The 25,401-nt window shown below is 33.1% G+C and carries 24 protein-coding genes; 3 read left to right on the forward strand and 21 right to left on the reverse strand.

Translation table 11 applies throughout. The annotated features are described in order from the left end of the window. The first annotated feature begins 126 nt into the window (after positions 1-126). Positions 127-2,034, forward strand: a complete 1,908-nt coding sequence (locus tag AS4_RS21050; RefSeq protein WP_096735391.1) for an acyltransferase family protein — start codon at positions 127-129, stop codon at positions 2,032-2,034. 41 nt (positions 2,035-2,075) lie between these two features. On the opposite strand, the gene galE is transcribed toward AS4_RS21050, so the two are convergent. The 21 genes from galE to rfbB form a co-directional block, all read right to left on the reverse strand. After that, the gene (galE, locus tag AS4_RS21055) at positions 2,076-3,095 is read right to left on the reverse strand and encodes a UDP-glucose 4-epimerase GalE (protein WP_096735392.1); all 1,020 of its coding nucleotides are present in this window, start codon (positions 3,093-3,095) and stop codon (positions 2,076-2,078) included. Positions 3,096-3,112: 17 nt separating this feature from the next. Beyond that, entirely contained in the window at positions 3,113-4,774 is a 1,662-nt protein-coding gene (gene pgi, locus AS4_RS21060) for a glucose-6-phosphate isomerase (protein ID WP_096735393.1), read from the reverse strand. After that, positions 4,771-6,030 carry a nucleotide sugar dehydrogenase gene (locus tag AS4_RS21065; RefSeq protein ID WP_096735394.1) on the reverse strand — a complete coding sequence of 420 codons (1,260 nt, stop codon included), beginning with the start codon at positions 6,028-6,030 and terminating at the stop codon, positions 4,771-4,773. The genes pgi and AS4_RS21065 overlap by 4 nt, the downstream gene beginning before the upstream one ends. A 14-nt stretch (positions 6,031-6,044) precedes the next feature. Next, entirely contained in the window at positions 6,045-6,920 is an 876-nt protein-coding gene (gene galU / locus AS4_RS21070; protein WP_096735395.1) for a UTP--glucose-1-phosphate uridylyltransferase GalU, read from the reverse strand. Between the two features lie 20 nt (positions 6,921-6,940). Further along, a complete protein-coding gene (locus tag AS4_RS21075; protein ID WP_096735396.1) occupies positions 6,941-7,561 on the reverse strand; it encodes a sugar transferase in 621 nt (206 codons plus the stop codon). Between the two features lie 256 nt (positions 7,562-7,817). Continuing rightward, positions 7,818-8,849, reverse strand: a complete 1,032-nt coding sequence (locus AS4_RS21080; RefSeq protein ID WP_096735397.1) for a CgeB family protein — start codon at positions 8,847-8,849, stop codon at positions 7,818-7,820. Continuing rightward, complete coding sequence (locus tag AS4_RS21085; protein WP_096735398.1) at positions 8,850-9,989, reverse strand: NAD-dependent epimerase/dehydratase family protein; 1,140 nt, start codon at positions 9,987-9,989, stop codon at positions 8,850-8,852. It lies immediately after the preceding gene. Beyond that, positions 9,979-10,569 (reverse strand): DapH/DapD/GlmU-related protein, encoded by a 591-nt coding sequence (locus AS4_RS21090; RefSeq protein WP_096735399.1) that lies wholly within the window; start codon positions 10,567-10,569, stop codon positions 9,979-9,981. The genes AS4_RS21085 and AS4_RS21090 overlap by 11 nt, the downstream gene beginning before the upstream one ends. Beyond that, on the reverse strand, positions 10,566-11,360 hold the full coding sequence (locus AS4_RS21095; RefSeq protein WP_096735400.1) for a glycosyltransferase family 2 protein: 795 nt from the start codon (positions 11,358-11,360) through the stop codon (positions 10,566-10,568). Before AS4_RS21095 ends, AS4_RS21090 begins: the two co-directional genes overlap by 4 nt. After that, the gene (locus tag AS4_RS21100; protein ID WP_096735401.1) at positions 11,357-12,424 is read right to left on the reverse strand and encodes an EpsG family protein; all 1,068 of its coding nucleotides are present in this window, start codon (positions 12,422-12,424) and stop codon (positions 11,357-11,359) included. Before AS4_RS21100 ends, AS4_RS21095 begins: the two co-directional genes overlap by 4 nt. Next, positions 12,424-13,569, reverse strand: a complete 1,146-nt coding sequence (locus tag AS4_RS21105) for a glycosyltransferase family 2 protein (protein ID WP_096735402.1) — start codon at positions 13,567-13,569, stop codon at positions 12,424-12,426. The genes AS4_RS21100 and AS4_RS21105 overlap by 1 nt, the downstream gene beginning before the upstream one ends. Beyond that, entirely contained in the window at positions 13,566-15,074 is a 1,509-nt protein-coding gene (locus AS4_RS21110; protein ID WP_096735403.1) for a lipopolysaccharide biosynthesis protein, read from the reverse strand. The genes AS4_RS21105 and AS4_RS21110 overlap by 4 nt, the downstream gene beginning before the upstream one ends. A 107-nt stretch (positions 15,075-15,181) precedes the next feature. Then, on the reverse strand, positions 15,182-15,682 hold the full coding sequence (locus AS4_RS21115; RefSeq protein ID WP_096735404.1) for a GNAT family N-acetyltransferase: 501 nt from the start codon (positions 15,680-15,682) through the stop codon (positions 15,182-15,184). A gap of 59 nt (positions 15,683-15,741) precedes the next feature. After that, positions 15,742-16,605 (reverse strand): acyltransferase, encoded by an 864-nt coding sequence (locus AS4_RS21120; RefSeq protein WP_096735405.1) that lies wholly within the window; start codon positions 16,603-16,605, stop codon positions 15,742-15,744. Between the two features lie 9 nt (positions 16,606-16,614). Continuing rightward, complete coding sequence (locus tag AS4_RS21125; RefSeq protein ID WP_096735406.1) at positions 16,615-17,682, reverse strand: DegT/DnrJ/EryC1/StrS family aminotransferase; 1,068 nt, start codon at positions 17,680-17,682, stop codon at positions 16,615-16,617. Next, a complete protein-coding gene (locus tag AS4_RS21130; protein ID WP_096735407.1) occupies positions 17,682-18,770 on the reverse strand; it encodes a DegT/DnrJ/EryC1/StrS family aminotransferase in 1,089 nt (362 codons plus the stop codon). Before AS4_RS21130 ends, AS4_RS21125 begins: the two co-directional genes overlap by 1 nt. 4 nt (positions 18,771-18,774) lie before the next feature. Then, entirely contained in the window at positions 18,775-19,797 is a 1,023-nt protein-coding gene (locus AS4_RS21135) for a polysaccharide biosynthesis protein (RefSeq protein WP_096735577.1), read from the reverse strand. Positions 19,798-19,991: 194 nt separating this feature from the next. Further along, on the reverse strand, positions 19,992-20,546 hold the full coding sequence (gene rfbC / locus AS4_RS21140; RefSeq protein ID WP_096735408.1) for a dTDP-4-dehydrorhamnose 3,5-epimerase: 555 nt from the start codon (positions 20,544-20,546) through the stop codon (positions 19,992-19,994). A gap of 40 nt (positions 20,547-20,586) precedes the next feature. Further along, positions 20,587-21,489 (reverse strand): glucose-1-phosphate thymidylyltransferase RfbA, encoded by a 903-nt coding sequence (gene rfbA / locus AS4_RS21145; protein ID WP_096735409.1) that lies wholly within the window; start codon positions 21,487-21,489, stop codon positions 20,587-20,589. After that, the gene (gene rfbD / locus AS4_RS21150; protein ID WP_096735410.1) at positions 21,489-22,394 is read right to left on the reverse strand and encodes a dTDP-4-dehydrorhamnose reductase; all 906 of its coding nucleotides are present in this window, start codon (positions 22,392-22,394) and stop codon (positions 21,489-21,491) included. Before rfbD ends, rfbA begins: the two co-directional genes overlap by 1 nt. Positions 22,395-22,409: 15 nt before the next feature. Beyond that, complete coding sequence (gene rfbB, locus AS4_RS21155) at positions 22,410-23,486, reverse strand: dTDP-glucose 4,6-dehydratase (protein WP_096735411.1); 1,077 nt, start codon at positions 23,484-23,486, stop codon at positions 22,410-22,412. A 363-nt stretch (positions 23,487-23,849) separates the two neighbouring features. On the opposite strand from rfbB, the gene AS4_RS21160 reads away from it, so the two are divergent. Then, positions 23,850-24,950 (forward strand): polysaccharide biosynthesis/export family protein, encoded by a 1,101-nt coding sequence (locus AS4_RS21160; RefSeq protein ID WP_096735412.1) that lies wholly within the window; start codon positions 23,850-23,852, stop codon positions 24,948-24,950. Position 24,951: 1 nt separating this feature from the next. After that, a complete protein-coding gene (locus tag AS4_RS21165; protein ID WP_096735413.1) occupies positions 24,952-25,380 on the forward strand; it encodes a low molecular weight protein-tyrosine-phosphatase in 429 nt (142 codons plus the stop codon). The last annotated feature ends 21 nt before the right edge of the window (positions 25,381-25,401 follow it).

Consider the following 25,401-nt stretch of genomic DNA (forward strand, 5'->3'; position numbering starts at 1 on the left):
TCGCTATAAGCCATACCCCGATTCTTTCAGAGTATGGCGGCATGATGTAAAATAAAAAGAGTGAGCCATAGAATTTATATTACTTCAACTATATACGACCCAGTTTCCTAATTTTAGTGAAAAATTATGAACAAATTTAGATACGATATCAATGGATTAAGAGCATACGCAGTTTTGTTTGTAGTTCTTTTCCATTTTGGGATATTCGGTTTTACAGGTGGATTTATTGGAGTCGATGTTTTTTTTGTTATATCTGGTTTTTTGATGACAAAAATCATCATGGACAGTCTACAAGAAAATAACTTCTCTATTCTTCAATTTTATACGAATCGAGCTGTTCGTATCATTCCTGCTTTAGCTGTATTGTGCATATTTCTACTGGTATTAGGATGGTTTGAACTCATTCCTTCAGATTATAGATCATTAAGTAAACATGTAATCGGTAGTCTTTTATTTGTTTCTAATATCATTTATTGGAAAGAGTCTGGTTATTTTGATGTTGATTCACATGAAAAAATTTTATTACATACATGGTCTCTATCTGTTGAATGGCAATTTTACTTATTTTTGCCAATATATTTAATCATTGCATATAAATTATTAAAACATAAAACCATTTACTCTCTTATTCTTCTATTCATTTGCTCGCTAGCTTTAGCACATGTTATTTCAACATATCGACCATCTGCTTCTTTTTTCCTTTTACCAACTCGCGCTTGGGAAATGGTTTTAGGTGGTTTTTTATACTTTTTACCTAAACCTAATCTAAAAAATGCAACATCATATTTATTAGAAATCATAGGATTTTCTTTAATAATAGCATCCCTATACTTATTCAATGCGAAAACCCCATGGTCAAGTATCTATACTTTAGTACCAACGATTGGGACAGCTCTCATTCTTTATACACAAAACCAAAAATCTATTTTTACAAACAATAAAATTGCACAATTCTTAGGTAATGCCTCTTATTCAATTTACTTATGGCATTGGCCAATTGTTTTTTGGTTATTCCATAAAAACCAACAAAATAATATTATTTATCTATTAGTAGGTATTATTATTTCAATTGCTTTGGGTTATTTATCAGCAACATACGTTGAAAAATTTATTGGAAATCAATTAAAAGGAACATCTCTATTCAAGTCAAACTTAATTATTTCAATGTCTTGTATATCAATTATTGGTTTGGGTTTAATTATTTTTAAAACAAATGGAGGTAACTCAAGCATAAGAGGTGCAGCAAATACTCCTCAAGCTCTTTTGATTGAAAAATACATTAATGAACATAAAAATCTTGATGATGCTTATTGGTTACAGTGTGATGCTTATTCCAATTTAACAAAATATGGATTTAATGGTATTGATAAGTCCTGTATCAATCGACCACTATCAACCAAGTCAATCCTTTTATGGGGAGACTCTCACTCTCAAGCATTATCACTTGGACTTAGGACAACATTGAATGATTATAGTTTTTATCAGATTGGCTCCTCAGGTTGTAAAGCATCTTTAACTCCAACTGAAACACTTAAAGGAGCGCTTAAACAGGCGTGTGATAAAGTCAATATATTAGCTTTAGAGGAAATAAAGCGATTAAAGCCCTCATTTGTTATTATTGCTCAGGCTGATAGTCATGATCTATCTGATTGGAAATCGATTACAAAGAAGCTAGAATCCTTAGGCGTAAAAAAAATATTGATTGTTGGCGCTGTACCGCAATGGCGACCATCTTTACCTAAAGTTATTGTAAAAGATTCCCATTTTGATTCCATAGTGTCAAAAATTAATGATACTGGTCTGGATATGGATATTATAGAACATGATGCTAAAGCAAAAATTATAGTTAACAATTTGAATGATCATCAAATCAAATACATATCCCTTATCAACCAAATGTGTGACTTAAAGAGTTCGAAATATTATTGTGAAACTAAGATAGGTTCTGATCTACTTCAAGTTGATTATGGTCATTTGAGTAAAAAAGGATCAATTTATGTGGTAAATAACTACATAAAACCAAATATTGAATAATATAAATAGGCGCTTAATGCGCCTATTTTTTACTGTTAAATTTATACTTGATAGCCTGTTGGATTTTGTTTTTGCCAATTCCAACTGTCTGCTAACATATCTTCCAAAGTATATTTTGGCGTCCAACCTAATTCTATATTAGCTCGCAATGCATTAGCATAAAAACTCGGCAAATCACCAGCTCGTCGGCTTACAAATTCTGAATTTATACTGATATTATTTATTTTTTCAAAAGTACTCTTAATTTGTAGTACTGAAATAGGCAGACCAGTCCCAATATTCCAAGCACGACACCCTTGGCTTTTTATTCTATTTTCAACAGCTAAAACATGTGCTTTTGCTAAATCGACAACATGAATAAAATCTCTTTCACATGTTCCATCTTGAGTTGGGTAATCATTTCCAAAAATAGAAAGCTTTTCTCTACGACCTACAGCGACTTGAGTCAAATAAGGCATAAGATTATTTGGAATACCTAATGGATCTTCGCCAATACGACCGCTCTTATGCGCACCAACAGGATTAAAATAACGCAATAGTGCAATCGACCAGTGCTTATCCGCAATTGATAGTTTTTCCAATAATTGCTCAACGATTAGCTTTGTATGACCATAATTATTATTCGGTAGACCTAGTTGCATATCCTCCTGATAAGGGGAAGAATTGCTTTCTCCGTAAACTGTTGCAGATGAACTAAAAACTAAATTAAAAACACCCGCTCTTTGCATCGCTTGTGCCAACTGAACTGATCCTGCAATATTATGATCAAAGTAAGTCAGTGGAATTTGTTGGCTTTCCCCCACTGCTTTTAAACCTGCAAAATGAATCACAGCATCGATTTTATTGTTTGAAAAAACTTGATCTAAATCATTTTGATAACGAATGTCACCTTGAACAAATTTTAGTGTTTTTCCAGTCAATTCTTGGACACGTTTTAATGATTCTTCTGAGCTATTTGATAGATTATCTAGAACAATAACCTTATGCCCAGCCTCAAGTAACTCCACACAGGTATGCGATCCAATATAACCCGCACCACCTGTTACTAAAATATTTGCCATAAATCTTTCCAGTATTTCTACTCTTTGCTCAGCAAGATCTTAATTAAACCTTGTGTTGAAGCATCCAGTTGAGACACGTCTTTTTCTTTACCATTGAGAATAGGGAGTAATTGGTTGGCAATTTCTTTGCCTTTTTCAACGCCCCATTGATCAAATGGATTAATATTCCAAATGACCGATTGCACAAACACTTTATGTTCATACAATGCAATCAGCATTCCTAAACTATAAGGACTTAGTTCTTGCAACAATAGCGTTGAACTTGGTTGATTGCCTTCATACTGTTTATATACAGGTAAGCCTGATAATTCATTGGCATTTAATGCTGTGTTACCAAAAGCCAATAATCGCGACTGCGCCAAGCAATTGGATAAAGCCAAATGATGCTGCTCAATTAAGGACTCTGCACTTTCTGCATAGGTAAATTGATTCGAATTATAACGCTGTACTGGCGCAATAAAATCACAACTCACCGCATGGGTTCCTTGATGCAAGAGCTGATAAAAAGCATGTTGCGCATTTGGGCCCACTTCGCCCCAAACAATTGGGCATGTGTTTAAATCAACTTTTTGATTATTTCTTTGAATCGACTTTCCATTCGATTCCATCTCAAGCTGCTGTAAATAAGAAGCAAAATATTTTAAGCGACCATCATAAGGCAATACTGCATGGGTCTGAATATTTAAAAAATTATTATTCCAAACTCCAAGTAACCCCATCAATACAGGAATATTTTGTTCAAATGACGCTTTTTGGAAATGCTGATCAATTGCATAAGCGCCTGCGAGCAATTGTTTAAACCCATCAACACCAATTTGCAATGCAATCGGTAAACCAATACATGACCACAACGAGTAACGACCACCAACCCAATCCCAAAGTAAGAACTGGTTTTCTGGTGCGATTCCCCATTCTGTCATTTTCTCAGGTTTGGTTGAAACCCCAATAAAATGATGTTGGATCACACTGTTTTGCGTACCCAAATCTTTTTCTAACCACTGACGAACTGTTTGAGCATTAGATAAAGTATCGATGGTTCCAAAAGACTTGGACGAAATAATAAATAAGGTGGTTTCAGGGCGTAATTGATGTAGTAAATCAGAAAGCTGACTACCATCCATAGTTGAAACAAAATGTACTTTTAATGGTTTAGCGGTACTGACTTTATAGTCCGATAAAGCATGACTCACCATCAATGGTCCTAAATCAGAACCACCCACACCGATATTGACCACATCTTGAATCACTTCACCTGTCGAACCACGACATTGTCCTGCATGGACTTTATCAACAAGCTGATACATTCGATCTAATTGCTGATGTACTAATTCAGCCAGTTCAGGGTAATCTTGATCATGCTTCGGTAAACGCAATGCCCAATGCATTGCTGCTCGGTCTTCCGTATAATTGATCGATCCTTCGGTAAATAAGCGTTTGATCCATTGTGTTAATTGTTTTGAATCTGCAAATTTAAACAGAGCATCGCATGCATTTTGGTCAATACGATGTTTACTATAATCAAAACTCAGTTGATTAAAATGTACTGAGAACTTGTCAAAACGCTGTGGATATTGTTCAAATAAATCGGTCAAACTCAATTGCTGTTGTTCCACAGAAAGATTTTGCAATCTTACTAAATGCTGCTCTCTTTGATCATTGTCTAATATAGAATTTGTCATACTCGCCCTACACCCTGATAAGCAAAACCTTGTGCTTTGACGAAATCTGGATCTAACATATTACGACCATCAAGAATTAAAGGATGGGTCATTTTCTGTAAAAGTTGTGAATAATCAGGACTCCAATATTGCTTCCAAGCCGTCAATAAACACAATGCATGTGCATTTTCTACTGCTTGGTATTGATCATGACATAAAATCAAATCAGCACGTTCGCCATAGAAATTTGCTACCCGCGCTAAGGCCTGAGGATCATGCAACTGTACAATTGCGCCTTGTGCCCAAAGTGCTGCAAGCATGGCATGAATCGGTGAATTCTCAATACTCGAGGTATTTTCTTTAAAAGAAGCTCCCCAAATCGCCACAACTTTACCTGTTAACTGCCCTTGATAGTAATTCCACAGTTTTCTAAATAAAATTTCTTTTTGTTGTTCATTGATATTCCAAACCTGATCCAGCAATTGGCTTTTGATCCCTGAACCTGCCACTGTACCTGTTAAGGTTAAAATATCATGCGAGAAATTTTCCCCACCAAAACCTACACCTGCAGATAAATATGAAGCGCCAATTCGACTATCAGATGCTAATCCCTGCTTAACATTATGAATATCAATATTTAATTTTTCAGCGACTTGCGCCATATCATTCATATAACTGATGCGTGTAGCCAACATACCTGAAATACTCAGCTTGGTAAATTCAGCATCTAAAAATGGCATAAACAAATATTGATGTTTTAATTGAAAAAAAGGTCTTAATAATTCTTTGATGATCTGTTGTGTCGCAGATTGATCTACGCCCACAATTACTTGCTTTAAGTCAATAAAACTTTGGATCGCATTACCTTCTTGAATAGTGTCTGGCAAATACGCCCAATGATCAGCCACTAAAATTTGTTTTAGTTCTTCAGTGCCTTGTAAACCGAACGTAGAACCATTGATCATCAGTCTTGGATGAATGATTGGAAAACGTTTTAATGCTTCAGCCAAGTGCTTGGCTTGATCAAACTCAGAAGGATTAAAACTAAATAAAAAAACTTCACTTTGTAATTGAAGTTGTTTTAACCCGACCAATTGAATTGAATTGTTCTTAATCTGTTTTTGAATGAGTTGATTTAAATCTTCATCTTGGTAGTGTACTGAGGATTGATGATCAGCGCCTACTTGGGGACACCAATACACGTGGTGTCCATATTCAGCAAACAAGCCAGCGAGTACGCCAGCTTGGAGTGTTGTGCCAAATACACAAATATTCATATCAGATCCAATTATTATAAATTCAATTCTTTAATAAGCTGTTTAAATTCTTCACCCAACTTAGGATGCTCCACAGCATAGTGTAATACTGCTTTTAAATAACCAATTTTACTACCACAGTCGAAAGTCTGACCTTTCATACGATACGCTTCGACATTTTCTAATTTTTGTAAAGCAGCAATGGCATCTGTTAATTGGATTTCATTACCCGCACCTTTAGGCGTTTGTTCTAATAACTGCATAATCTTAGCAGGAAGTACATAACGTCCTACCACAGATAAATTTGAAGGTGCTGTACCGACAGTAGGCTTTTCGATAATCCCTTTCATCACAATACTTGCACCTTCAACAGGTGAAGATGCAACATCCACAATACCATATTGATCGACAAGATGATCAGGTATAGCCTCAACCATAATTTGCGATGCTTTAGATGTATTAAAACGATGAATCATTCGTGCTAAATCATTTTCTGTACTTTTTTCTTTGACTAAAACATCTGGTAATAACACAGCAAAATCATCATTTCCAATTACTGATTTCGCACATAAAACAGCATGCCCTAAACCCAATGGTTGAGGTTGGCGTACACTCACCACACTGACATGTTTAGGTAAAATTTCAGTAATTTCTTTAAGTAGATCAATTTTTTTCTTATTTTCTAATATTGTTTCCAGTTCAAAATTACGATCAAAATAATTTTCTATGGATGCTTTTGATGAATGTGTCACTAAAATAATTTGTTCAATTCCAGCAGCCACTGCTTCTTTAACAACATATTCAATTGCAGGACGATCTACAACAGTCACCATTTCTTTAGGGATTGATTTACTTGCAGGTAAGAAACGTGTTCCTAAACCAGCAACGGGGAAAATGGCTTTTTTGATCATGATTTACTTTAACAACATTATTAACGATTAGTAGATTTGGTATCAGTCGTTTCGGAACCTGAAAAACGACTTGCCCCAACTGCTTGGTCTGGTGAATCTATGCCTTCTTTTTTAAACATAACCTCAACTGTTTTAAACATAATTTTAAAATCGAGAAGAGTTGATTGTTTTTCAACATACTGTACATCTAAATCAAACTTTTCTTCCCAAGATAAATTATTACGTCCGCTCACCTGTGCCAGACCAGTCATACCTGGTTTAACATTATGGCGACGCAATTGATGGGCAGTATAATGTTCCACAAATTCAGAAAGCTGTGGGCGTGGCCCAACGATACTCATATCACCTTTAAGAACATTAATTAGCTGCGGCATTTCATCTAAACTTGTTGAACGAAGTTTCTTTCCAAATGGTGTTATACGCTGATCATCTGGTAAGGGCTGACCATCTTTATCAAAAGCATCCTTCATTGACCGAAATTTAATCATTCTAAACTGCTTACAATCTTTTCCAGGGCGCTTTTGATAAAAAAATATTGGTGACCCTAGATTTTTTTTAACCTTATAGGCAACTAATATAAAAATCGGGGAAAGCAGTAGTAATGCAATAGATGCAATTACAATATCAATAAGTCTTTTCATTTATCTCTTCTAAACCCATAATTTACAATAAATTTTATTGAAAATATAAGATCAAACTAATTATCTGCACAACCTAATTTACCATAAAATCAGCATTAATTTATTGCAATATAAATAAAATAACACATTTCCCCCTGCAATCTTCAATGTTATACATTTAGGAATAAGATCTAGGTAAACTGAAATCATTAGCTATGAATATTGATACAGAATAGCTTTATTAATAAGTTAAATCACAACTTAAAAACATATCTAACTAATTAATATTCCATGAATTAAGTTCTTCACCAAAGAAGATATCCTCTATCCAACCATCAATTGAGCACTTTTCATACAATTCATTGTTAAGTGGTGCATATTCATTGGAAAAAAAATCTGCTTCTAATTTAATCTCATTACGATCAAATACAAAAATATTTTGAGGATTATAAAAAGGATAATTTTTAATTTCTATATTTGTTGTAATTAATTTTTTCCTAGCCCCAATTGTTTCAAAAGTACGCATTGTTAGACCAGATTGACCAGGATGACTAATATCAAGAACTACATTACATTTATCATAATATTGAATAATTTCTTCTGATGTTAGACTTTTAAAACTTAACTTTTTAAAATCAAACAATTTAAAACTTTGATCAAAATATTTTTTATAATAATATACTAATCTTCCTTGCATATAGTAATAATTAAAAGTAGTAAGTTTATTTTCCTTACACCATCCTGCAATTTGATTACTAATAATATAGCGATCAGAGTGTGCAGTGCCTAAAAACAATAAATCAATGGTTTTAATTGTTTTACTTTCATAAATTCCACGGTACCGATCTGTAAAATATAAAGGTCTAAATCCTATCTGATATTTTTCAGCATCCTTTCTATCAAAAGTAAATTTTTTATGAAAATATTCTAGAATTGATAAACCGTGACTATGATTTCCAAAACTATCCCAAGTATAAAATATACGCTGACACTTAGGTTGTAATTTTATGAATTTTTCTAAAAAAAATTTAGGAACAACCTCTCCACGATTAACAAATAAAAAGTCAAATTCTTCATTACCAATCGATTTCAAAATATTTTGATAGTATTTATTAATTCTTCTTTGTAAAAAATTTCTATTGACTCGAATCATTCCCTTGGTGAAATTATTATTTGCAGGTCTTTCATCAAAATAGATAACTAGAGCACCGTGCTTCTCCAATTGTTTAATAATATCTTTTTCCATATTAAACGATTGTACACAAAAAAATAAGATTTTTTTCCCTTTTAGGTGCCCTAAGTTCTTCATTTATTTATACAATCCTTTCGCTTTCATTTCATCAATAGATCTTTGGTAGTTATCTTCTTGGATTTCTTGAGTATTTACCCAATCAGCGAATTTTTTCAATCCATCTTCAAACGAAACTTTAGGTTGAAAACCAAGAAGCTTATTAATTTTAGTCAAATCCGCATAATTATGACGAATATCGCCTAAACGGTAGTTACCTGAAACTTTGATAGAAACATTAATACCATAATTTTTAACTAATTCATTAGCAACTGTAAGTACATTTGTTGCTACACCTGTTCCGACATTAAAAACTTGGTTATTCGCTTCTTCTTTTTCAAGACCAAGAATAGTAGCATCAACTACATCGTTAATGTACACAAAATCACGGCTTTCTTTCCCATCTTCAAAAATGTTAATACTATTGCCATTTTTAATCTGAGTAGAAAAAATGGACAAAATTCCTGTATAAGGATTTTTAAGTGATTGGCCTGGTCCATAAACATTCTGATATCTAAATGCGACGCCAGCAATACCTATAGTTGGACAAACTGTAAGAACCATTTGCTCTTGATTTTGTTTAGTAATCCCATAAACAGAAGACGGATGAATCTTCGAGTCTTCATCAGTTGCAACTAAAGTAAGATCTGAAGAACCCGTGTATTTAACCTCAAAATCACCTTGATCCATAAAGTCAGCAGTTCTTTGAGTAGGGTATACAGGGCCTAACTCCTTACTAATATATTTACCTTCGCCATAAATTGATCGCGAAGATGCAACTACTACTTTTTTAACACCATAATCACCATTTACAAGTAGATTAAGCATCAATGCTGTACCATTAATATTTACGTCTACATACTTTTCAACCTCATACATAGACTGTCCTGTACCAGTCTCAGCTGCATAATGTATTATTGCATCTTGCCCTTGTAGTGCCTTTTCCCAGTCGTCTTTAGAAGTAACTGTACCTTGAATAAATTTAACTTTATCTTTGATACTTAAATAAAGTGGCGATGTCTGAGTCGGGTTATCACCATGAATTTGTGGAGATAAGTTATCTAGCACTGTTACTGAATAACCTTTTGAAGCAAGCTTTAGAGCCAAATTTGACCCAATAAAGCCAGCTCCGCCAGTAATTAATACATTTCTAATTGACATATTTTTCCCATCTTTTACTTTCAAAATTATAAAATTTAATCGGTCTTGCTGGTGAACCAACAGCTATTACATATGAAGGTAAACTTTTAGATACGACAGAGTTTGCACCTACTATTGTTCCCTTTCCAATTGTTACTCCAGGCAAAACTGAAACAAATTCACCTAACCATACATTGTCTTCAATTTTTACAGGTTTTACTGACAACGGACGATCTATAGGGTTTAGTAATGGGTCGCTATCATTTTCATCACCGATATAACTTCCATGAGTACAATCAGATATATAAATTTTACTGGCTAATAATACATTATCACCAATAACTACACTGTTCATTGCAGTAATATGTACATAGTCGTTCATTTGGAAATTCTCCCCAATAAACAATATTTTATTATCTCTTTCTGGATAGGCTTCTATTCTACAACCTATGCCCGTCGTAAAATTTCCACCAATTTTGATAAATTTTTTACCACGAATATCTATAGGAAAGCGGATAATTCTAGCGTTCGAAAAGGTTAGCTTTGTTCTAATTTTACAATAAACAAGATAAAGTGTTTGTAACAGACTATATTGTTTCATTTTCTCATACCAACTATTAATACTCTTCTAATGTATTTTAAAAGAGAATATATGCATAAAAAAGAAAACTCAAAAATATTAATTATTTTCATTCTGAAAGCCAAAATAATATTCTTTAACTCACCTTTCTCCATTTCCCACAAATTAGCTGAAAGACCTGAATGACCAAAACTTGGTTTTCCTCCACCTGTAACGACTAAACTTTCATTTAATAAGCAACATTTTTTCTGATCACATACTCGTATCCAATAATTACCTTCTTCAGCATATTTTTGTTCTTCATCAAAATAGCCAACATCTGCAATAACATTTTTTCTCATCATAACAGTAGGAGGAGAAAGAAAGTTTTTTAACAATAATAATCGTGAGCTAATATCTGTAAGTTTCGAAAATTTTTGGCCAAAAAAACTCTCGAAATATTCATTATTTCGATTCGTAGCCAAAACGTCAACATCAGGATTTTTTTCAAAAATTAAAAGCTGCTTTTCAATTTTATCAGTAAGCCATTCATCATCACTGTCAAGAAATGCAACGAAATCCCCATCAGATAATTTTAAGCCTATATTCCTTGCCTTCGAAACCCCTCCATTAACCTGATTAACCAGTTGAATATTTAACTCAGGATTTTGCAAAAGATAGTCATTAACCACAGCGTATGAATCATCTTTTGAGCCGTCGTTTACTACTATTATTTGATAGTCACACTTATAAGATTGATTCTTAATAGAATCCAAGGCCTTAACGATCGTATTTGTTGAGTTGTACATTGGTATAACTACTGAAATTTTCATAATGTATAAGGCCTATACTCTTCCCAGAAAAATTTATAAGGTAGAAATGGAGACATATCACCATCAACAAAACCTGATATATTTTTTACAAACAATAATATTCCTATTATACTTAATATTATAAGGATATAGACATATTTTCTAATATACTGCAATTCTATTCCATCTAAGTTGTATTTGATATATAAGATCATACAATACATAAATACCCCCTGAAATCTTAAACCTGCATACGTAAATTTTGCCAAAATAAAAGACAATACTTCCAAAAGAAGAATTATATGAATCAACTTTGAATATAGTCCTTTATTAAAATGTAAAAAGCTAATATATATCATTAATACTATTGCTAAAGGAGCCACCCCAGAAAAGATACTTGGAGAAAAAACATTACTATATGCATCTGTTTTTCCAGATATTCTATCTGTAATCAGACTAAATAGATCCGGACTTGCTAAAAATGCTATACTTAATAAAGAAATAAAAAGGAAAATATATTTCTTTTTTACCAGAACCCCAACAAAGGGAAGCATAACTAAAATTGCGGAATATTGAATACTAAATGCAATCACCCCCCATATTGTAGCAGCTCTATATTTCCCTCTCTGAAGTGAGTCAATTGCTAAAGTTGCCAAGCTAAAACTCAATCCATATCGAATACCATTCATCGTAAAGTCGAAAAAGAATAATGGAAAAACTAATAATGTTAATAACAACATCTGCCGTTTAGATGCAGAATAGGCTTTACACAAAACTAAAGTTGTTATAAGACCTATTGAAGCTAATGCGAAACGAGGAGAAAGACCTAAATAGATTAAAGCTTTTCCTAAAATTTCAAATCCAGGTTCATATTTCGCATCACTTTCACCATAATACATATAATCATCAAACAATCCTAAATAATAATATGTATCCGTCCCAACATTGCCTCTAAGAAAAAAAATCAATATAGCTGGTAATAATAATAAAAAAAGATGCCATATCTTTACTGCTTTTATATTTCCATAATACAAAAGCAGTGAAAAAAACAAAGTATAAAAATATGGAAAGAGATAATAAATCATTATTTTTTTTCCTTCCTATAAAATTCAATTACATCAGATATATTAAGCAACCCTATAACTTTAATGGATTTTTTTTTCTTAAATTTTTTAAAAACAATACGTTTAAATCTTGCTTTCAATATCTCTAAAATTGCCAAAGAAAAAGATAATATATTTTTTAGACCTCCAATATTATGTCTATTAACTAGCTCGTGATGCTTTTCTTTTATAATAGGGGCAATAAATTTACGATTATGTATCCAAGCTTGAGCCATTAATCTATGCATATTAAATTTTTTAATTAATTCCTGTTCATTTAATTCCTCTAAAGCTTTTAAACCAGACTCTGCCCAGATTGTATTTACTGAATAATATAGAGGTATTTTGTCACTGAATTTATAATTGGGTCGATTCTTTAAATGAGGAATACCTTCTAGGCTACCTGAGTGAAGCCCTTTAAAATTATCCGCAGTAGTACTTTTAGCGCAGACGCCTGCTATCGAAAGTGGTTCATCAATAATATAATGATTCTTTGCAACACATGATACTGCTATTGATGAATATAAATCTGGGCTTAGCCCACCATAATAATGGCCAACTTTCTGCTTGATCTCTTCCATTAGACTACGTTTAACTAATCCATGATAAGTCTTAGGTAAAGGATATAATAAATATAATTGTAAACCATTTTCCAAAAGTTCATTGAGATGCTTTCGGAAATCAATCTTAGTAATCTTGCCAGTTGATGAAGGGCTTATCATCAATCCATTTGGATATTGGTCTAAAGCATGAGGCCAGTAATAAGTTAAAGCTTCCTTTGAACAAATTGAATCTATATCATTCTCTTTAGCCCATTGTGCAATTTCAATGGCTTTGGGAAGTATTGAATCATCATCCCCTATCAACATCACATAGTGACCAGTGGTTAACTCCATTGCACGATTGAAATTTTCTATCGAAGAAATATTATCTTCACCATGGTAAGTGTATTTAAGAGCGATACTATCTAGTTCTTCAACAAATTTTTTTACTTCATCTGTTGCACTATTATCAGAAATTGCTATTTCAATCTCAGGATTTTTATATCTAAGAATAGACTTTATCGCTTCTATGCAATATTTTTCACGATTCTTTGTTGCAATTGCTACACTTATCAAAGGCTTCATTTAAGGATTTTTCCTTTAACCAATTCGTAAAATGATCTAATATCAATTATTGAATAATCTGGGTTTTTCATATTTTGAATTATAATATTAAATACAACACTTAAAACACCAATAAGTAAAGATTTACCAATAAACATATACTCACCATTGATATTGCTCAATATTGTCTCAATAAAAAGACCTATCATCACACTTATTGTTATTGGGACAAAAATATCCCAAATCAACCAATATGATACTTGTCCTTTCAAAAATTTATTAACACTATAGAATCCAACAAAGAGAAAACCTCCAATGTTTACAATCACCCAAGGAATGGCAGCGCCAATCATACCATAATGACTTATTGAATAGATCATAAACGGGATAATAACAATGAGTCCAACAATTCCAGTATACAAATTTATCTTAGTTGAACCATTTGCTAAAGCGAGGTAAAATGGGGTTAATTGCAAACATAGAAATAAACCACCAATGATTAATATCTTTACTACATAATCCACACTTTGCGCGATGCCAGCTTTACCAGTCCATAAAGTTACCAATGGTATCGAATACAATGCTATACAAAATACAATTGGTGCTGCAATTACAGTTATTAAAAACGAATATTTATGAAAGCTCTTTACTATAGAGTTTTGATCATCTTGAGATACGAACAATGCTAAAATAGGAAATACTGCAATGATAATTGGTGTTACAATCATTATTGGAAGTTGGGCTAACAAACTTGCAATTGAGTAATAACCAAAAAGTTCCATTGATAAATATTTACTAATTACAAGTTTATCGATTTGAATGTTGATACCCGAAATTAAAGCTATTCCCATCATTCCTACTGCATATTTAGAAATAGACTTTAATAGTTCTTTTGAAAAAAATGGATTTGAATTTGGTAATAAGATATGTATTTTCTTTCTAAAAATCAGTAATAGAATTACATTGCAAAAAATCTGCCACCAAAAATATATTTCTAATTTAGGCAGAAAGTATAGAGGCACTAATACCAAACCTGCCCTACAAGCACTCCAAATAATTTTAACTTTATTTGTTAAAACCTGATGTTGCAAACCATTTAACCCCCCCTCATACAATGTTGAGAAAAGTTGTAAAGTCACACCAAAACCTATTAAACGTAAAAAATAAGCCACTGTCTCTACAGGATAAATTTGTGATTTTAAAAAATGATTAGCAATATAGGGCGCAAAAATTATGACTAAAATTGTAAGTAACAAGCATATGCCAATATAGATCCTTTCAAAGGTATAAACTAAGTTGGCTTTTGATTCAATACTGATATCTCTTGCTAATTCTCTTGTTAAAGTTGCTGTTAAGCCAGCATCAGCGAATACTAACAATCCAAGTATTACTGTATAAAAATTAATTATTGCGTAGGACTCAATACCAAGTAAGTCAATGTATAAACGTACGAAAATAAATATGGATACAAAACTCCATAATTTACCTAGATAGTTTGCAATAATATTTTTAGTTACTTTATTCACTTAATGAAAACCTTTTAACCATACTGCAAAATCTCCTAAATGCAAAATTAAAAGATTCTAATCTAATATTTTGATTAGTTAAAATAAATATAAAAAACATTTTTTAATCAAAAAATAATACCATCATATTCAATTAAAAAACTATTATCGCATTTCATATTAAAAATCATAACGTTTAAATTATCACCTTTGATTTTATAGTGCTGTGATGCTAATTTTACCCACCCCAAAGAACTATAAAATTTCAACAACGGTTCTTTACAAAATAAAAAGCCAATTTTGTTCAAATTAGTAATAATTTTATTTACTTCCTTCATCAACTCAAAACCATATCCTTTACCTTTTTCTATTGCACAGACATTACCTATTCCAAAACCTTTTCTAGTCGTGCCATTTACAATTAACTCAATATCTATTAAGTTTAGATAAGCTACACTTTTTTTATCTAAAAGTAACAGGATATGGAAGTCAGAATTTTTAATATTATTTTTTATCCACTGCATTTGCTCATCTAAACTAAAACTCCATTGCTTAGATTTTAAATCAATAATTTCTTTAATATCTTTACCAGTTGCATCTTGATGTTTTATTAACTTAATCTGGAACATTTTAATTACTTAACTCCAATATTAAATAAGTTTTTTCTTAATTAAAATTAAACTACCTTTTACTGTCGAGGCAAAAAACGAGCTTTATTGTTATACAAATATTTATATACTTGTCTCTCTAACAACGAGTTTGTTTTAACAAATGTTTTATCTTCTAGATAAAAAATACTTTCTACTTTTTTATTATCTTTAAGTATTTCTTTTAAAAATATCACTTTTTCTTTTGTTATACCATTCTCCAACAACAAATATTGTGAATTTATTTTCTCTAAAGTTAAATCATTATTAATCATGACAAAATCATTTAACCAACCACTTAATAATTCAAATTTCTCATCCAGTGACTTTTCCACATAAAACTGAGCTTTTTCCATAAGCTTTGCAGGACTGCCAGCATAGGCTCTATCTGGCAAAGTATCTTTTGTAAGCACTGAATTAATTAAAGCAACGCTTCTCCAACCTAATTTAAGACCAGATCCAACAATACAACTGCCCACTAACCAGACATCATCCTCAATTATAGTTTCTCTTTTTGAATACAATATACAACCTTCGATTTGTTCTCCACTCGCTACATGAGTCCAAATTTGCGAATACATTCCAACCCTTACACCATTCCCTATTACTAAGCCACCAGCGCCATCAAGTATAGTATTCTGACCAAACCAACAGTTATGACCTATGTATAAATGTTGTTCGGCCATAATTAGCATGTCATTATGCAATACATTCCAATCCCCCATACTAAATTTACCATGGATAAAAATACGTGTATTATCGTTAATAATGTTATTATCACCGATTGTTACACTAAGATTTGGATCATCTCCTAATATTTCAATTACAACATTTTTACCAATTCTATTATATACACCCAACTTAACATTAGGATGTATTTTAGCTGTTACATCAACTTGATTCATTTAATATTCTCATTCACTATAATTAACCCACCAACCACATGGTAAAGCTAGAAATTTATTCATAAATTCATTAACTCCGTTCAAACTTTCAAGATTATTGAAAACAGAGTAAATATTATTATTGATATGAACACCAGTTGCATACCAGTTTTGATTACGGAAATTTTGTAGTGCTTGTGCTTTATCCTCACATAAAACACCAAAAACCCAATAATTTGGCTGAGTATCAGATATTAATTCTAGAGGTTTTATAGATGGAGTTTCTTGAATTTTATTATTCCAATCAATCGCATTTTTTCTCTGCCTCTCTAACAAATTAGGCAAATTATACATTTGCTTCAAACCAATATATGAATTAATTTCACTAAGAGTTGCACCATAGCCCTCTAACCTGATGTCACAATTTGGGTTAATTTCACCCGTTGAGGTTCTAAAGTTTTTCCTATCTATACCATAGTCACGCATGAGAATTGCTTTCTCATATAACTCTTTAGAAGAGAAACTTATTGCAGCGCCATCTACAGTATTTGGTAATCGAACTGTCTGGAAAGAAAATACACTTAAATCAGCACCTAAATTTCCTGCTTTTTGAGTATTATACTCAGAGCCAAATGCTTCGATACAATCATCAACAACCCAAAGATCATATTCTTTAGCTATTTGATTGATTGCTGCTATATCACCTAAATAACCACAAAAATGATTATGAAATATTGCTTTTGTTTTTGTAGTGATTCTTTTCTTGACATCCTCAACACAGAGAGAACCAGTATTTGGATCGACATCGGCCCAAATAACTTTGAGCCCCTTAATCACAAATGGTTGATTCGATGCCAAACAACTTACAGGAGAGACGATTACCTCGTCCCCTGGCTTTAAATCTAATATCGACAAGGCTAATAACATAGCTTGATTATAAGAGTTTACAGAAATTAGGTATGGGTTCCCTATAAATTTTGCTAATTCTAATTCAAATAGTTTCCCATATTTTCCATATGCTAATTGACCTGAATATAGAATATTCTCTAGTTCAGGCAAAATATCATTTGGCATATACGGTTTAAAAATAGGAATCATTACCAACCTTTCCGAATCAATTCAATCATCTTATCGCAGTCATCTTTAGTGACCCACCACCCACATGGAATATGTACCATCTTTTCATAGAACTGATCTAAATTTGGTAGTTCCACAGGATTATCATTTAAGTATTCATGTAAATCATTGCGTTTATGAAGTTCAGAAGCAGCTATTCCATTTGCCTCCATCATTTTGATAAAGCCAGCCCTATTCTCAACCTTTAATGTGTACAACCAATAAGATGGCTCTGAGTTACCATAGTACTTAATTAACTCTACACCTTGTACACCTGTTAGATTTCGATCAAGGTATTTACCATTCTCGATATACCTATCAACAATTTTATCGATTCCTTCCAACTGTAGAAGTCCTACGCAAGCATTCACATTGTTCATATGATACTTATAGCCCTGCTCAGTTATATTATTATCTAATCTAGTTTTCTTTTTATCTAATCCAAACCATCTTATAATTTTACCGCGCTCGTAAAGGGCTTTATCTTGAATCTGCAATGCCCCGCCATCTATGGTAGTTAGGTGTTTTATTGCTTGAAAAGAAAATACGGTAAATGGAAAATGATTGCCTGTTTTTTTGCCATCAAATTTAGCACCTATTGCATGTGCTGCATCTTCAATCACAGGAATTCTATATTTTTCAGAGATCTCCTGAATTCTCTTTACATCAACAGGAATACCCGCATAGTCTACAACAATGATTGCTTTCGTTTTTGCATTGATTGCTTTTTCAATCGAGTCGGGTGATATATTGCCAGTATCATAATCGACATCAGCCCAACGAACTTTTGCCCCAACCATTTTAATTGCGACATTGGTCGGTTCAGCAGTCAATGCTGTACTAATTACTTCATCGCCTTGCTTAACCCCAGCCAATATCAATGCGATATGTAATGCTGCAGTTCCTGAGTTTAATGACAGCGTATTTCCACTTCCAATATATTCTTCGAATTTTCTTTCAAAATTCTCAACAATTTCACCTTGAGCGATATACCCACTATACAAAACTTGCTCTAAGCGGGGGATTAAAAGATCTCTGTCAGGTAAACTAGTTTTTATAAGCGGCAACATTTTATTATCCTTGATGTGACTTCAATTCTTCTTGAACATAATCCAAAGTGAGCAATAATTCTTTTAGCTCTTCTACATTCAATCTATGCGTATTATGTGAATTATATTCGTCATCAAGTAAAGCTGGGGCATTTTCTTGCACGTATTTACTATAGTTTAGATCTCTAAAATCAGCAGGAATTCGGTAAAAGTCTCCTAAATCATCAGCTTTCGCCATTTCTTCTTTAGAACAAAGCGTTTCAAACAGCTTCTCTCCATGACGCTCTCCAATAATTTTAATCTCATTGTCTGCATTAAAGAGTTCTTTAAGTGCTTGAGCTAAAACTTCAATTGTTGCACCTGGTGATTTTTGCACCAAAATATCACCTGGATTACCCTGACTGAAAGCAAACATAACCAATTCTACCGAGTCCTGTAGTGACATCATAAAACGTGTCATATTGGGATTAGTAATAGTTAAAGGCAGACCTTCTTTAATTTGTTTAATAAATAATGGAATAATGGAGCCACGTGAACACATCACATTACCATAACGCGTTGCGGTATAAACTGCGTCTATATTTTTTACTCGCGTATCTCTTGCTTTAGATACTGCCAATTTTTCCATTAAGGCTTTTGACATTCCCATAGTATTAATTGGATATACGGCTTTGTCTGTACTCAAAACAACAACGCGTTGTACATTGTTGCGAGCAGCTGCTTCAAGCACATTTTCTGCGCCTAATATATTTGTCTGCACAGCTTGCATTGGGTAAAATTCACAGGATGGAACTTGTTTCAAGGCCGCAGCATGAAAAACGAAATCCACTCCCATCATTGCTTGATTTATATCATTAAAATTCCTAACATCGCCAAGAATAAAATCAAGTTTTTCATTTTTATACTCAATTCTCATATCTTCTTGCTTTTTCTCATCACGGCTAAATATTCTGATTTCTTTCAGCTGTGAATTTAAAAAACCCTTAATCATAGCGTTACCAAATGAACCTGTACCACCTGTAATCAAAAGTGTTTTTCCTTTAAACATCTCTGATAGTTCTTGAACTTGTTTAGTTTCCATTTTTCCTCAATCTCTTTGCTTCACACTACCTAAATAAACTATTAAAATCTGTTTTTTGATAAATGATTTCAATTCTAGGTAGTTGTAACTATTTTGGATGACAGTAATATCTTTTAAACTACTACACCATACACAATGTATTAACTAAAATTTCCAAAATTTTAAAGATTGGAAAATCGATTTGCCTCTTGATCTTTTTCGCTCACTAATATTTCTAACAAGCCGTCTACTTGCCAATCAATAGCCAAGTCTTCATCATTCCAAACAATTGCTCGCTCGCTCGCTTTATTATAATAATTTGTTGCCTTATATAAAAACTGGGTATTATCTTCTAATGCAATAAAACCATGGGCAAAACCTTCAGGAATCCAAAATTGCTTATAATTTTCTGCTGAAAGTTCAACACCAACCCACTGTCCATATGTTTCTGAGTCTTTTCGAATATCAACAGCGACATCCCATGCACGCCCTTGAACAACTCGAACTAATTTTCCTTGTGCAAAAGGATTGAGTTGATAGTGCAATCCACGTAATACACCTTTTTGAGATAAAGAGTGATTGTCTTGAACAAATTGAGGGACACCTAAACCACGCTCTTGTAATGCTTGGTCGAAAACCTTTTGATTAAAGCTCTCCATAAACCAACCACGCTCATCTCCAAACACTTTAGGTTCGAGTATTAGAAGATCCTTAATTTTTGTTTCAATTACATTCATTTTTACTTCTCTATTTAGGCTACTAAGCTTAATTAAAAAATTATGCTTTTGATTTCTTTTGCTGTTCTTGGTGCAATTTCAATAAATATTGACCGTAACCAGTTTTCTGGAAAAAAGTAGCTCTATTTAATAATTGATTAGCATCAATCCAACCATTATTAAAGGCAATTTCTTCTAAACAAGCAATTTTCAAGCCTTGACGATGTTCAACAGTTTGAACAAATTGACTCGCTTCTAATAATGAGTCATGTGTACCTGTATCTAACCAAGCAAATCCTCGGCCAAGAAGCTCTACATTAAGCCTTTCTTGTTGTAAATACACATTATTTACATCTGTAATTTCCAACTCACCACGGTGAGATGGTTTAATATTTTTTGCAATTTCAATCACTTTATTATCATAAAAATAAAGCCCAGTAACTGCATAATTTGATTTAGGTTGTTTTGGTTTTTCTTCGATACTTAATGCTTTACCCACAGCGTCAAAATCTACAACCCCAAAACGCTCAGGATCATTAACATAATACCCAAACACTGTTGCACCTACTGTTTTCTCAGCTGCACGTTTAAGTTGGGCGCCAAAACTTTGGCCATAGAAAATATTATCGCCTAGAATTAAACAAACATTATCATCACCAATAAACTCTTCACCCAAAATAAACGCCTGAGCAAGGCCATCTGGAGATGGCTGAACTTTATATGAAAGTTTTAAACCAATCTCATTACCTGTACCCAACATTTTTTCATAATTAGGTAAATCTTCAGGTGTCGAAATAATCAGAACCTCATTAATCCCAGCTAACATCAAAACAGATAAAGGATAATAAATCATCGGTTTATCATAAATCGGAAGTAGTTGTTTTGATGTACCCATTGTAATTGGATATAAGCGTGTTCCTGATCCACCAGCGAGAATAATGCCTTTACGTTTTAATGGGCTCATTAAATTATTTCCTCTAAAACTTGCGCCACACCTAACTTCCAATCAGGAAGATGTATTTTAAAATTTGTTTGCAATTTATAAGTATTCAATCGTGAATTCAATGGTCGTTTTGCTGGTGTTGGATATGATTTTGTTTCAATCGCATTAATTTTTTGAATGGCTAAGTTTTGACCATCTTGTTTTACCAATTCAAAAACAAACTGTGCATACTCGTACCATGAGCATTCGCCTGCAGCAGCAAGATGATAGTGTCCACACAGCTCTTTTTGTTTACTCAGATTGCTAAGTGAATAGTATCTTAAAGCCTGAGAAGTAATATCTGCGATCAAAGCTGCCCCTGTTGGTGCTCCGACTTGATCATTGATAATACTTAACTCTTCACGACTCGATGCCAATTTCAGCATAGTTTTGATAAAATTATTACCATGTGAGCCATATACCCAACATGTTCTAAAATTTAGAAAAGAACAACCACTTTGCTCTAATGCAACCTCACCTAATCTTTTCGTAGTACCATAAAAATTTACCGGATTAGTCAGGTCGTTTTCAGACCAAGGTTTCTCCCCCTCTCCACTAAATACATAATCTGTTGAATAGTGAATAAGTAAACAATTTTGAAGTTTACAAAGCTCTGCTAATTTTTTTACAGCTAAATGATTAATTAAATCTGCTTTATTTTGATCAGATTCTGCATTATCAACTGCTGTATATGCAGCGGCATTGACAACAACACATGGTTTAACCTTTTCAATAGTATATTGAATTTGTTCAAAATCCTCTAAATCACCAATCAAGTTATTTTCATTTGCAGCACGATCAAGAGCTACAACGTCTCCAAGCGGTTGTAAAGCACGTTGCAACTCCCAACCGACTTGTCCATTTTTTCCGAGCAATAATATTTTCATAATTTAATTCAGAACTTAGGCTTTTTTAGATTGATATTGTTGTTGAACCCAATTTTTGTATTCACCACTTTGAACGTTTTCAACCCATTCTTGGTTATTTAAATACCATTCAACCGTTTTACGTAAACCTGTTTCAAAACTCTCTTGTGGAACCCAACCTAAATCTTTCTGAATTTTGCTCGCATCAATTGCATAACGTAAATCATGGCCAGGACGATCTTTAACATATGCGATTAAATCAACATATTGTTGAACACCCTTAGGTTTATTTGGGGCTAACTCTTCTAATAAATTACAAATCGATTTGACTACATCAAGATTTTTTTGTTCGTTGTGCCCGCCAATATTATAAGTTTCACCAACTTTAGCCTCTGTCACGACTCTATAGAGCGCACGAGCATGATCGTCAACATACAACCAGTCACGGATTTGATCCCCTTTACCATAAATTGGCAAAGTTTTTCCTTTTAATGCATTTAAGATAACCAATGGAATTAGTTTTTCAGGAAAATGATAAGGGCCATAATTATTTGAACAATTGGTCACAATAGTAGGTAAACCATAGGTTCTTTGCCATGCACGTACTAAATGGTCTGAACTTGCTTTACTTGCGGAGTAAGGCGAGCTTGGTGCATAAGATGTAGTTTCATGAAAAAGATCCTCAGTCCCTTCTAGATCACCATAAACCTCATCTGTTGAAATATGATGAAAACGAAAATTTTGTTTTTTATCCTCAGCTAAATCATTCCAATATTGACGAGCAGCTTCAAGCAACTGATATGTTCCAATAATATTGGTTTCAACAAATGCGGCTGAACCTGTAATTGAACGATCCACATGCGACTCAGCAGCCAAATGCATCACCACATCAGGTTTAAATTCTATAAATAATTGGTCCAAAGCTTGACGATCACAAATATCAGTTTGTGAAAATTGATATCGTTTATTTTGATCAATTTCTTTAAGGGATTCTAGATTTCCAGCATAAGTTAACTTATCGACATTAAGCACACTATTATTTGTATTATTAATAATATAACGAACAACTGCTGATCCAATAAAACCCGCACCACCAGTAACCAAAATTCTCATTTCACACCCTGCAAATCATTTTTTAATCAATATATTTCAATATAACTTTACTTAAGCACGTAGATTTTGATTACAAAAAGTGCTTTTATTCACTTTAAATATTATATCTAAACTTGAGTTAAATTCATATATTAAAAGGTTCTAACCTAATTAATACACTTTCTCTTATCAACTTGGCCAAAACACTTTATTCTTTAAATACTAAAAAATCATTAAATGGATACAAGTCAACACACTTATTTTTCGGTTTTAATACAATTACACACCAACAATAAGATACCCAACCTACCTTTTTTAGCATACAATTCGTATTCAAGATGAGATTCCAAGCAACACGCAATATAAAATATAAGGGTTTTGAATGTGAAGTATCCGTACACATCACTGTTTACAATTTTAGCCATTTCAATTTCATTTTCTGGTTGTGCGATCACTTCAGGACTCCAAACCTATGACCTTCCTGAACAAGGTCAATATAAAACTGAACAAGGTGCGGAACTCTCAGTTGTACAATTAACCCAAACTACTATTCCAAGTCTGAATATTTCTGATCGCAGCCAATCGAGTGATCTTGCTTCTTTATTTCATCACCAACAAGATACATATCGCTTAAGCGCAGGTGATGTCCTCTCAATTCAGCTTTGGGCATATCCTGAAATTACACCACCAATCCAAGATGCAAACAATATCAAAGCTGTAGGTTATCCAATCGATTCAAATGGTAATGTTCAATTACCTTTGGTTGGTTCAGTGCGTATTGCTGGTAAAACATTAGCTGAAACCAATCGTTTTTTACATCAACAATTTGCTAAATATTTAAAGCATCCAGATGTGGTTGTTCGTGTACTGTCTTATGAGGGACGCCGCTACTTTGTTAATGGTCAAGTGATGAAAAGTGGTCAATATACTTTAAATGATCAACCGATCAGTATCTATACTGCATTGGGTCAGGCAGGTGGTGTAGACACTAAAACAGGTGATACCACCAATATCCAACTGATCAGAAATGGACAGACTTATAATCTAAATACCATTCAGTTAGAAAAACAAGGATTGTCTCTTCATCAATTATTAATCCGACCTAATGACACGATTTTTGTGAATACTAAGCAAGATCAAAAGCTCTATGTCATGGGTGAGTCGAGTCGTAGCCAAGCATTGACACTCCGTGACCAAGGTATGACCCTGAGTGACGTACTTGGTGAAAGTGAGGGAATTAATCCTACTTCAGCAAGCGCTGCACGTATTTATGTAATGCGTACCGACCTTAGCACAAAAAAATCTACAATTTATCATCTTAACTTAAGTAGCTTAGGAAATTTAGCGTTGGCGAATCAATTTGCGATGCAAAAAAATGATATTGTTTATATTGATGCCACAGGTTTGACTCGTTGGCAACGTATCATGAACCAAGTTGTTCCATTCTCAAGTGCTTTATATACATTTGATCAACTGGGTAAATAAAATGCAGATCCAGAATATATTAGTGGTCTGTGTTGGGAATATCTGTCGTAGCCCAATGGCAGAGTTTTTTTTAAAGCAAAGCCATCCAAATTTAAATATAGAATCAGCGGGACTTTCTGCGATGGTCGACCATTCAGCTGATAATAAAGCGATTGCATGTATGGATGCCTTAAATATTGATATGCGTTCCCATGTTGCTCGACAAATAAATGCGGAGTTGATCAAAAAGGCCGATCTTGTTCTAGTGATGAGCAAAAACCAATCACAACATATTGAGCAGAAGTGGCCTTTTGCTAAAGGCAAGGTATTTCGTTTAGGGCACTGGCAAGGTCAAAATATCCCTGACCCATACAAACATGATCAAGCTTTTTTTGACGAAACATGTAAAAATATCCAAGCTTATGCCAATGACTGGCAATCACATCTATAAATTTTAATTAGTTGTTTACCT

The organism is Acinetobacter guillouiae (genome assembly GCF_002370525.2).
GTDB classification, from domain to species: Bacteria; Pseudomonadota; Gammaproteobacteria; order Pseudomonadales; family Moraxellaceae; genus Acinetobacter; species Acinetobacter guillouiae.

Bases quoted from the DNA above. Each gene is read 5' to 3' on its own strand.
- rfbC (WP_096735408.1), bottom strand. From the start codon at position 20,546: ATGAATGTAATTGAAACAAAAATTAAGGATCTTCTAATACTCGAACCT.
- AS4_RS21165 (WP_096735413.1), top strand. From the start codon at position 24,952: ATGCAGATCCAGAATATATTAGTGGTCTGTGTTGGGAATATCTGTCGT.
- AS4_RS21080 (WP_096735397.1), bottom strand. From the start codon at position 8,849: ATGAAGAACTTAGGGCACCTAAAAGGGAAAAAAATCTTATTTTTTTGT.
- AS4_RS21050 (WP_096735391.1), top strand. From the start codon at position 127: ATGAACAAATTTAGATACGATATCAATGGATTAAGAGCATACGCAGTT.
- AS4_RS21085 (WP_096735398.1), bottom strand. From the start codon at position 9,989: ATGTCAATTAGAAATGTATTAATTACTGGCGGAGCTGGCTTTATTGGG.
- galE (WP_096735392.1), bottom strand. From the start codon at position 3,095: ATGGCAAATATTTTAGTAACAGGTGGTGCGGGTTATATTGGATCGCAT.
- AS4_RS21095 (WP_096735400.1), bottom strand. From the start codon at position 11,360: ATGAAAATTTCAGTAGTTATACCAATGTACAACTCAACAAATACGATC.
- AS4_RS21105 (WP_096735402.1), bottom strand. From the start codon at position 13,569: ATGAAGCCTTTGATAAGTGTAGCAATTGCAACAAAGAATCGTGAAAAA.
- AS4_RS21135 (WP_096735577.1), bottom strand. From the start codon at position 19,797: ATGTTTAAAGGAAAAACACTTTTGATTACAGGTGGTACAGGTTCATTT.
- galU (WP_096735395.1), bottom strand. From the start codon at position 6,920: ATGATCAAAAAAGCCATTTTCCCCGTTGCTGGTTTAGGAACACGTTTC.
- AS4_RS21115 (WP_096735404.1), bottom strand. From the start codon at position 15,682: ATGTTCCAGATTAAGTTAATAAAACATCAAGATGCAACTGGTAAAGAT.
- AS4_RS21075 (WP_096735396.1), bottom strand. From the start codon at position 7,561: ATGAAAAGACTTATTGATATTGTAATTGCATCTATTGCATTACTACTG.
- rfbB (WP_096735411.1), bottom strand. From the start codon at position 23,486: ATGAGAATTTTGGTTACTGGTGGTGCGGGTTTTATTGGATCAGCAGTT.
- AS4_RS21090 (WP_096735399.1), bottom strand. From the start codon at position 10,569: ATGAAACAATATAGTCTGTTACAAACACTTTATCTTGTTTATTGTAAA.
- AS4_RS21100 (WP_096735401.1), bottom strand. From the start codon at position 12,424: ATGATTTATTATCTCTTTCCATATTTTTATACTTTGTTTTTTTCACTG.
- rfbA (WP_096735409.1), bottom strand. From the start codon at position 21,489: ATGAGCCCATTAAAACGTAAAGGCATTATTCTCGCTGGTGGATCAGGA.
- rfbD (WP_096735410.1), bottom strand. From the start codon at position 22,394: ATGAAAATATTATTGCTCGGAAAAAATGGACAAGTCGGTTGGGAGTTG.
- AS4_RS21130 (WP_096735407.1), bottom strand. From the start codon at position 18,770: ATGTTGCCGCTTATAAAAACTAGTTTACCTGACAGAGATCTTTTAATC.
- AS4_RS21120 (WP_096735405.1), bottom strand. From the start codon at position 16,605: ATGAATCAAGTTGATGTAACAGCTAAAATACATCCTAATGTTAAGTTG.
- pgi (WP_096735393.1), bottom strand. From the start codon at position 4,774: ATGACAAATTCTATATTAGACAATGATCAAAGAGAGCAGCATTTAGTA.
- AS4_RS21125 (WP_096735406.1), bottom strand. From the start codon at position 17,682: ATGATTCCTATTTTTAAACCGTATATGCCAAATGATATTTTGCCTGAA.
- AS4_RS21065 (WP_096735394.1), bottom strand. From the start codon at position 6,030: ATGAATATTTGTGTATTTGGCACAACACTCCAAGCTGGCGTACTCGCT.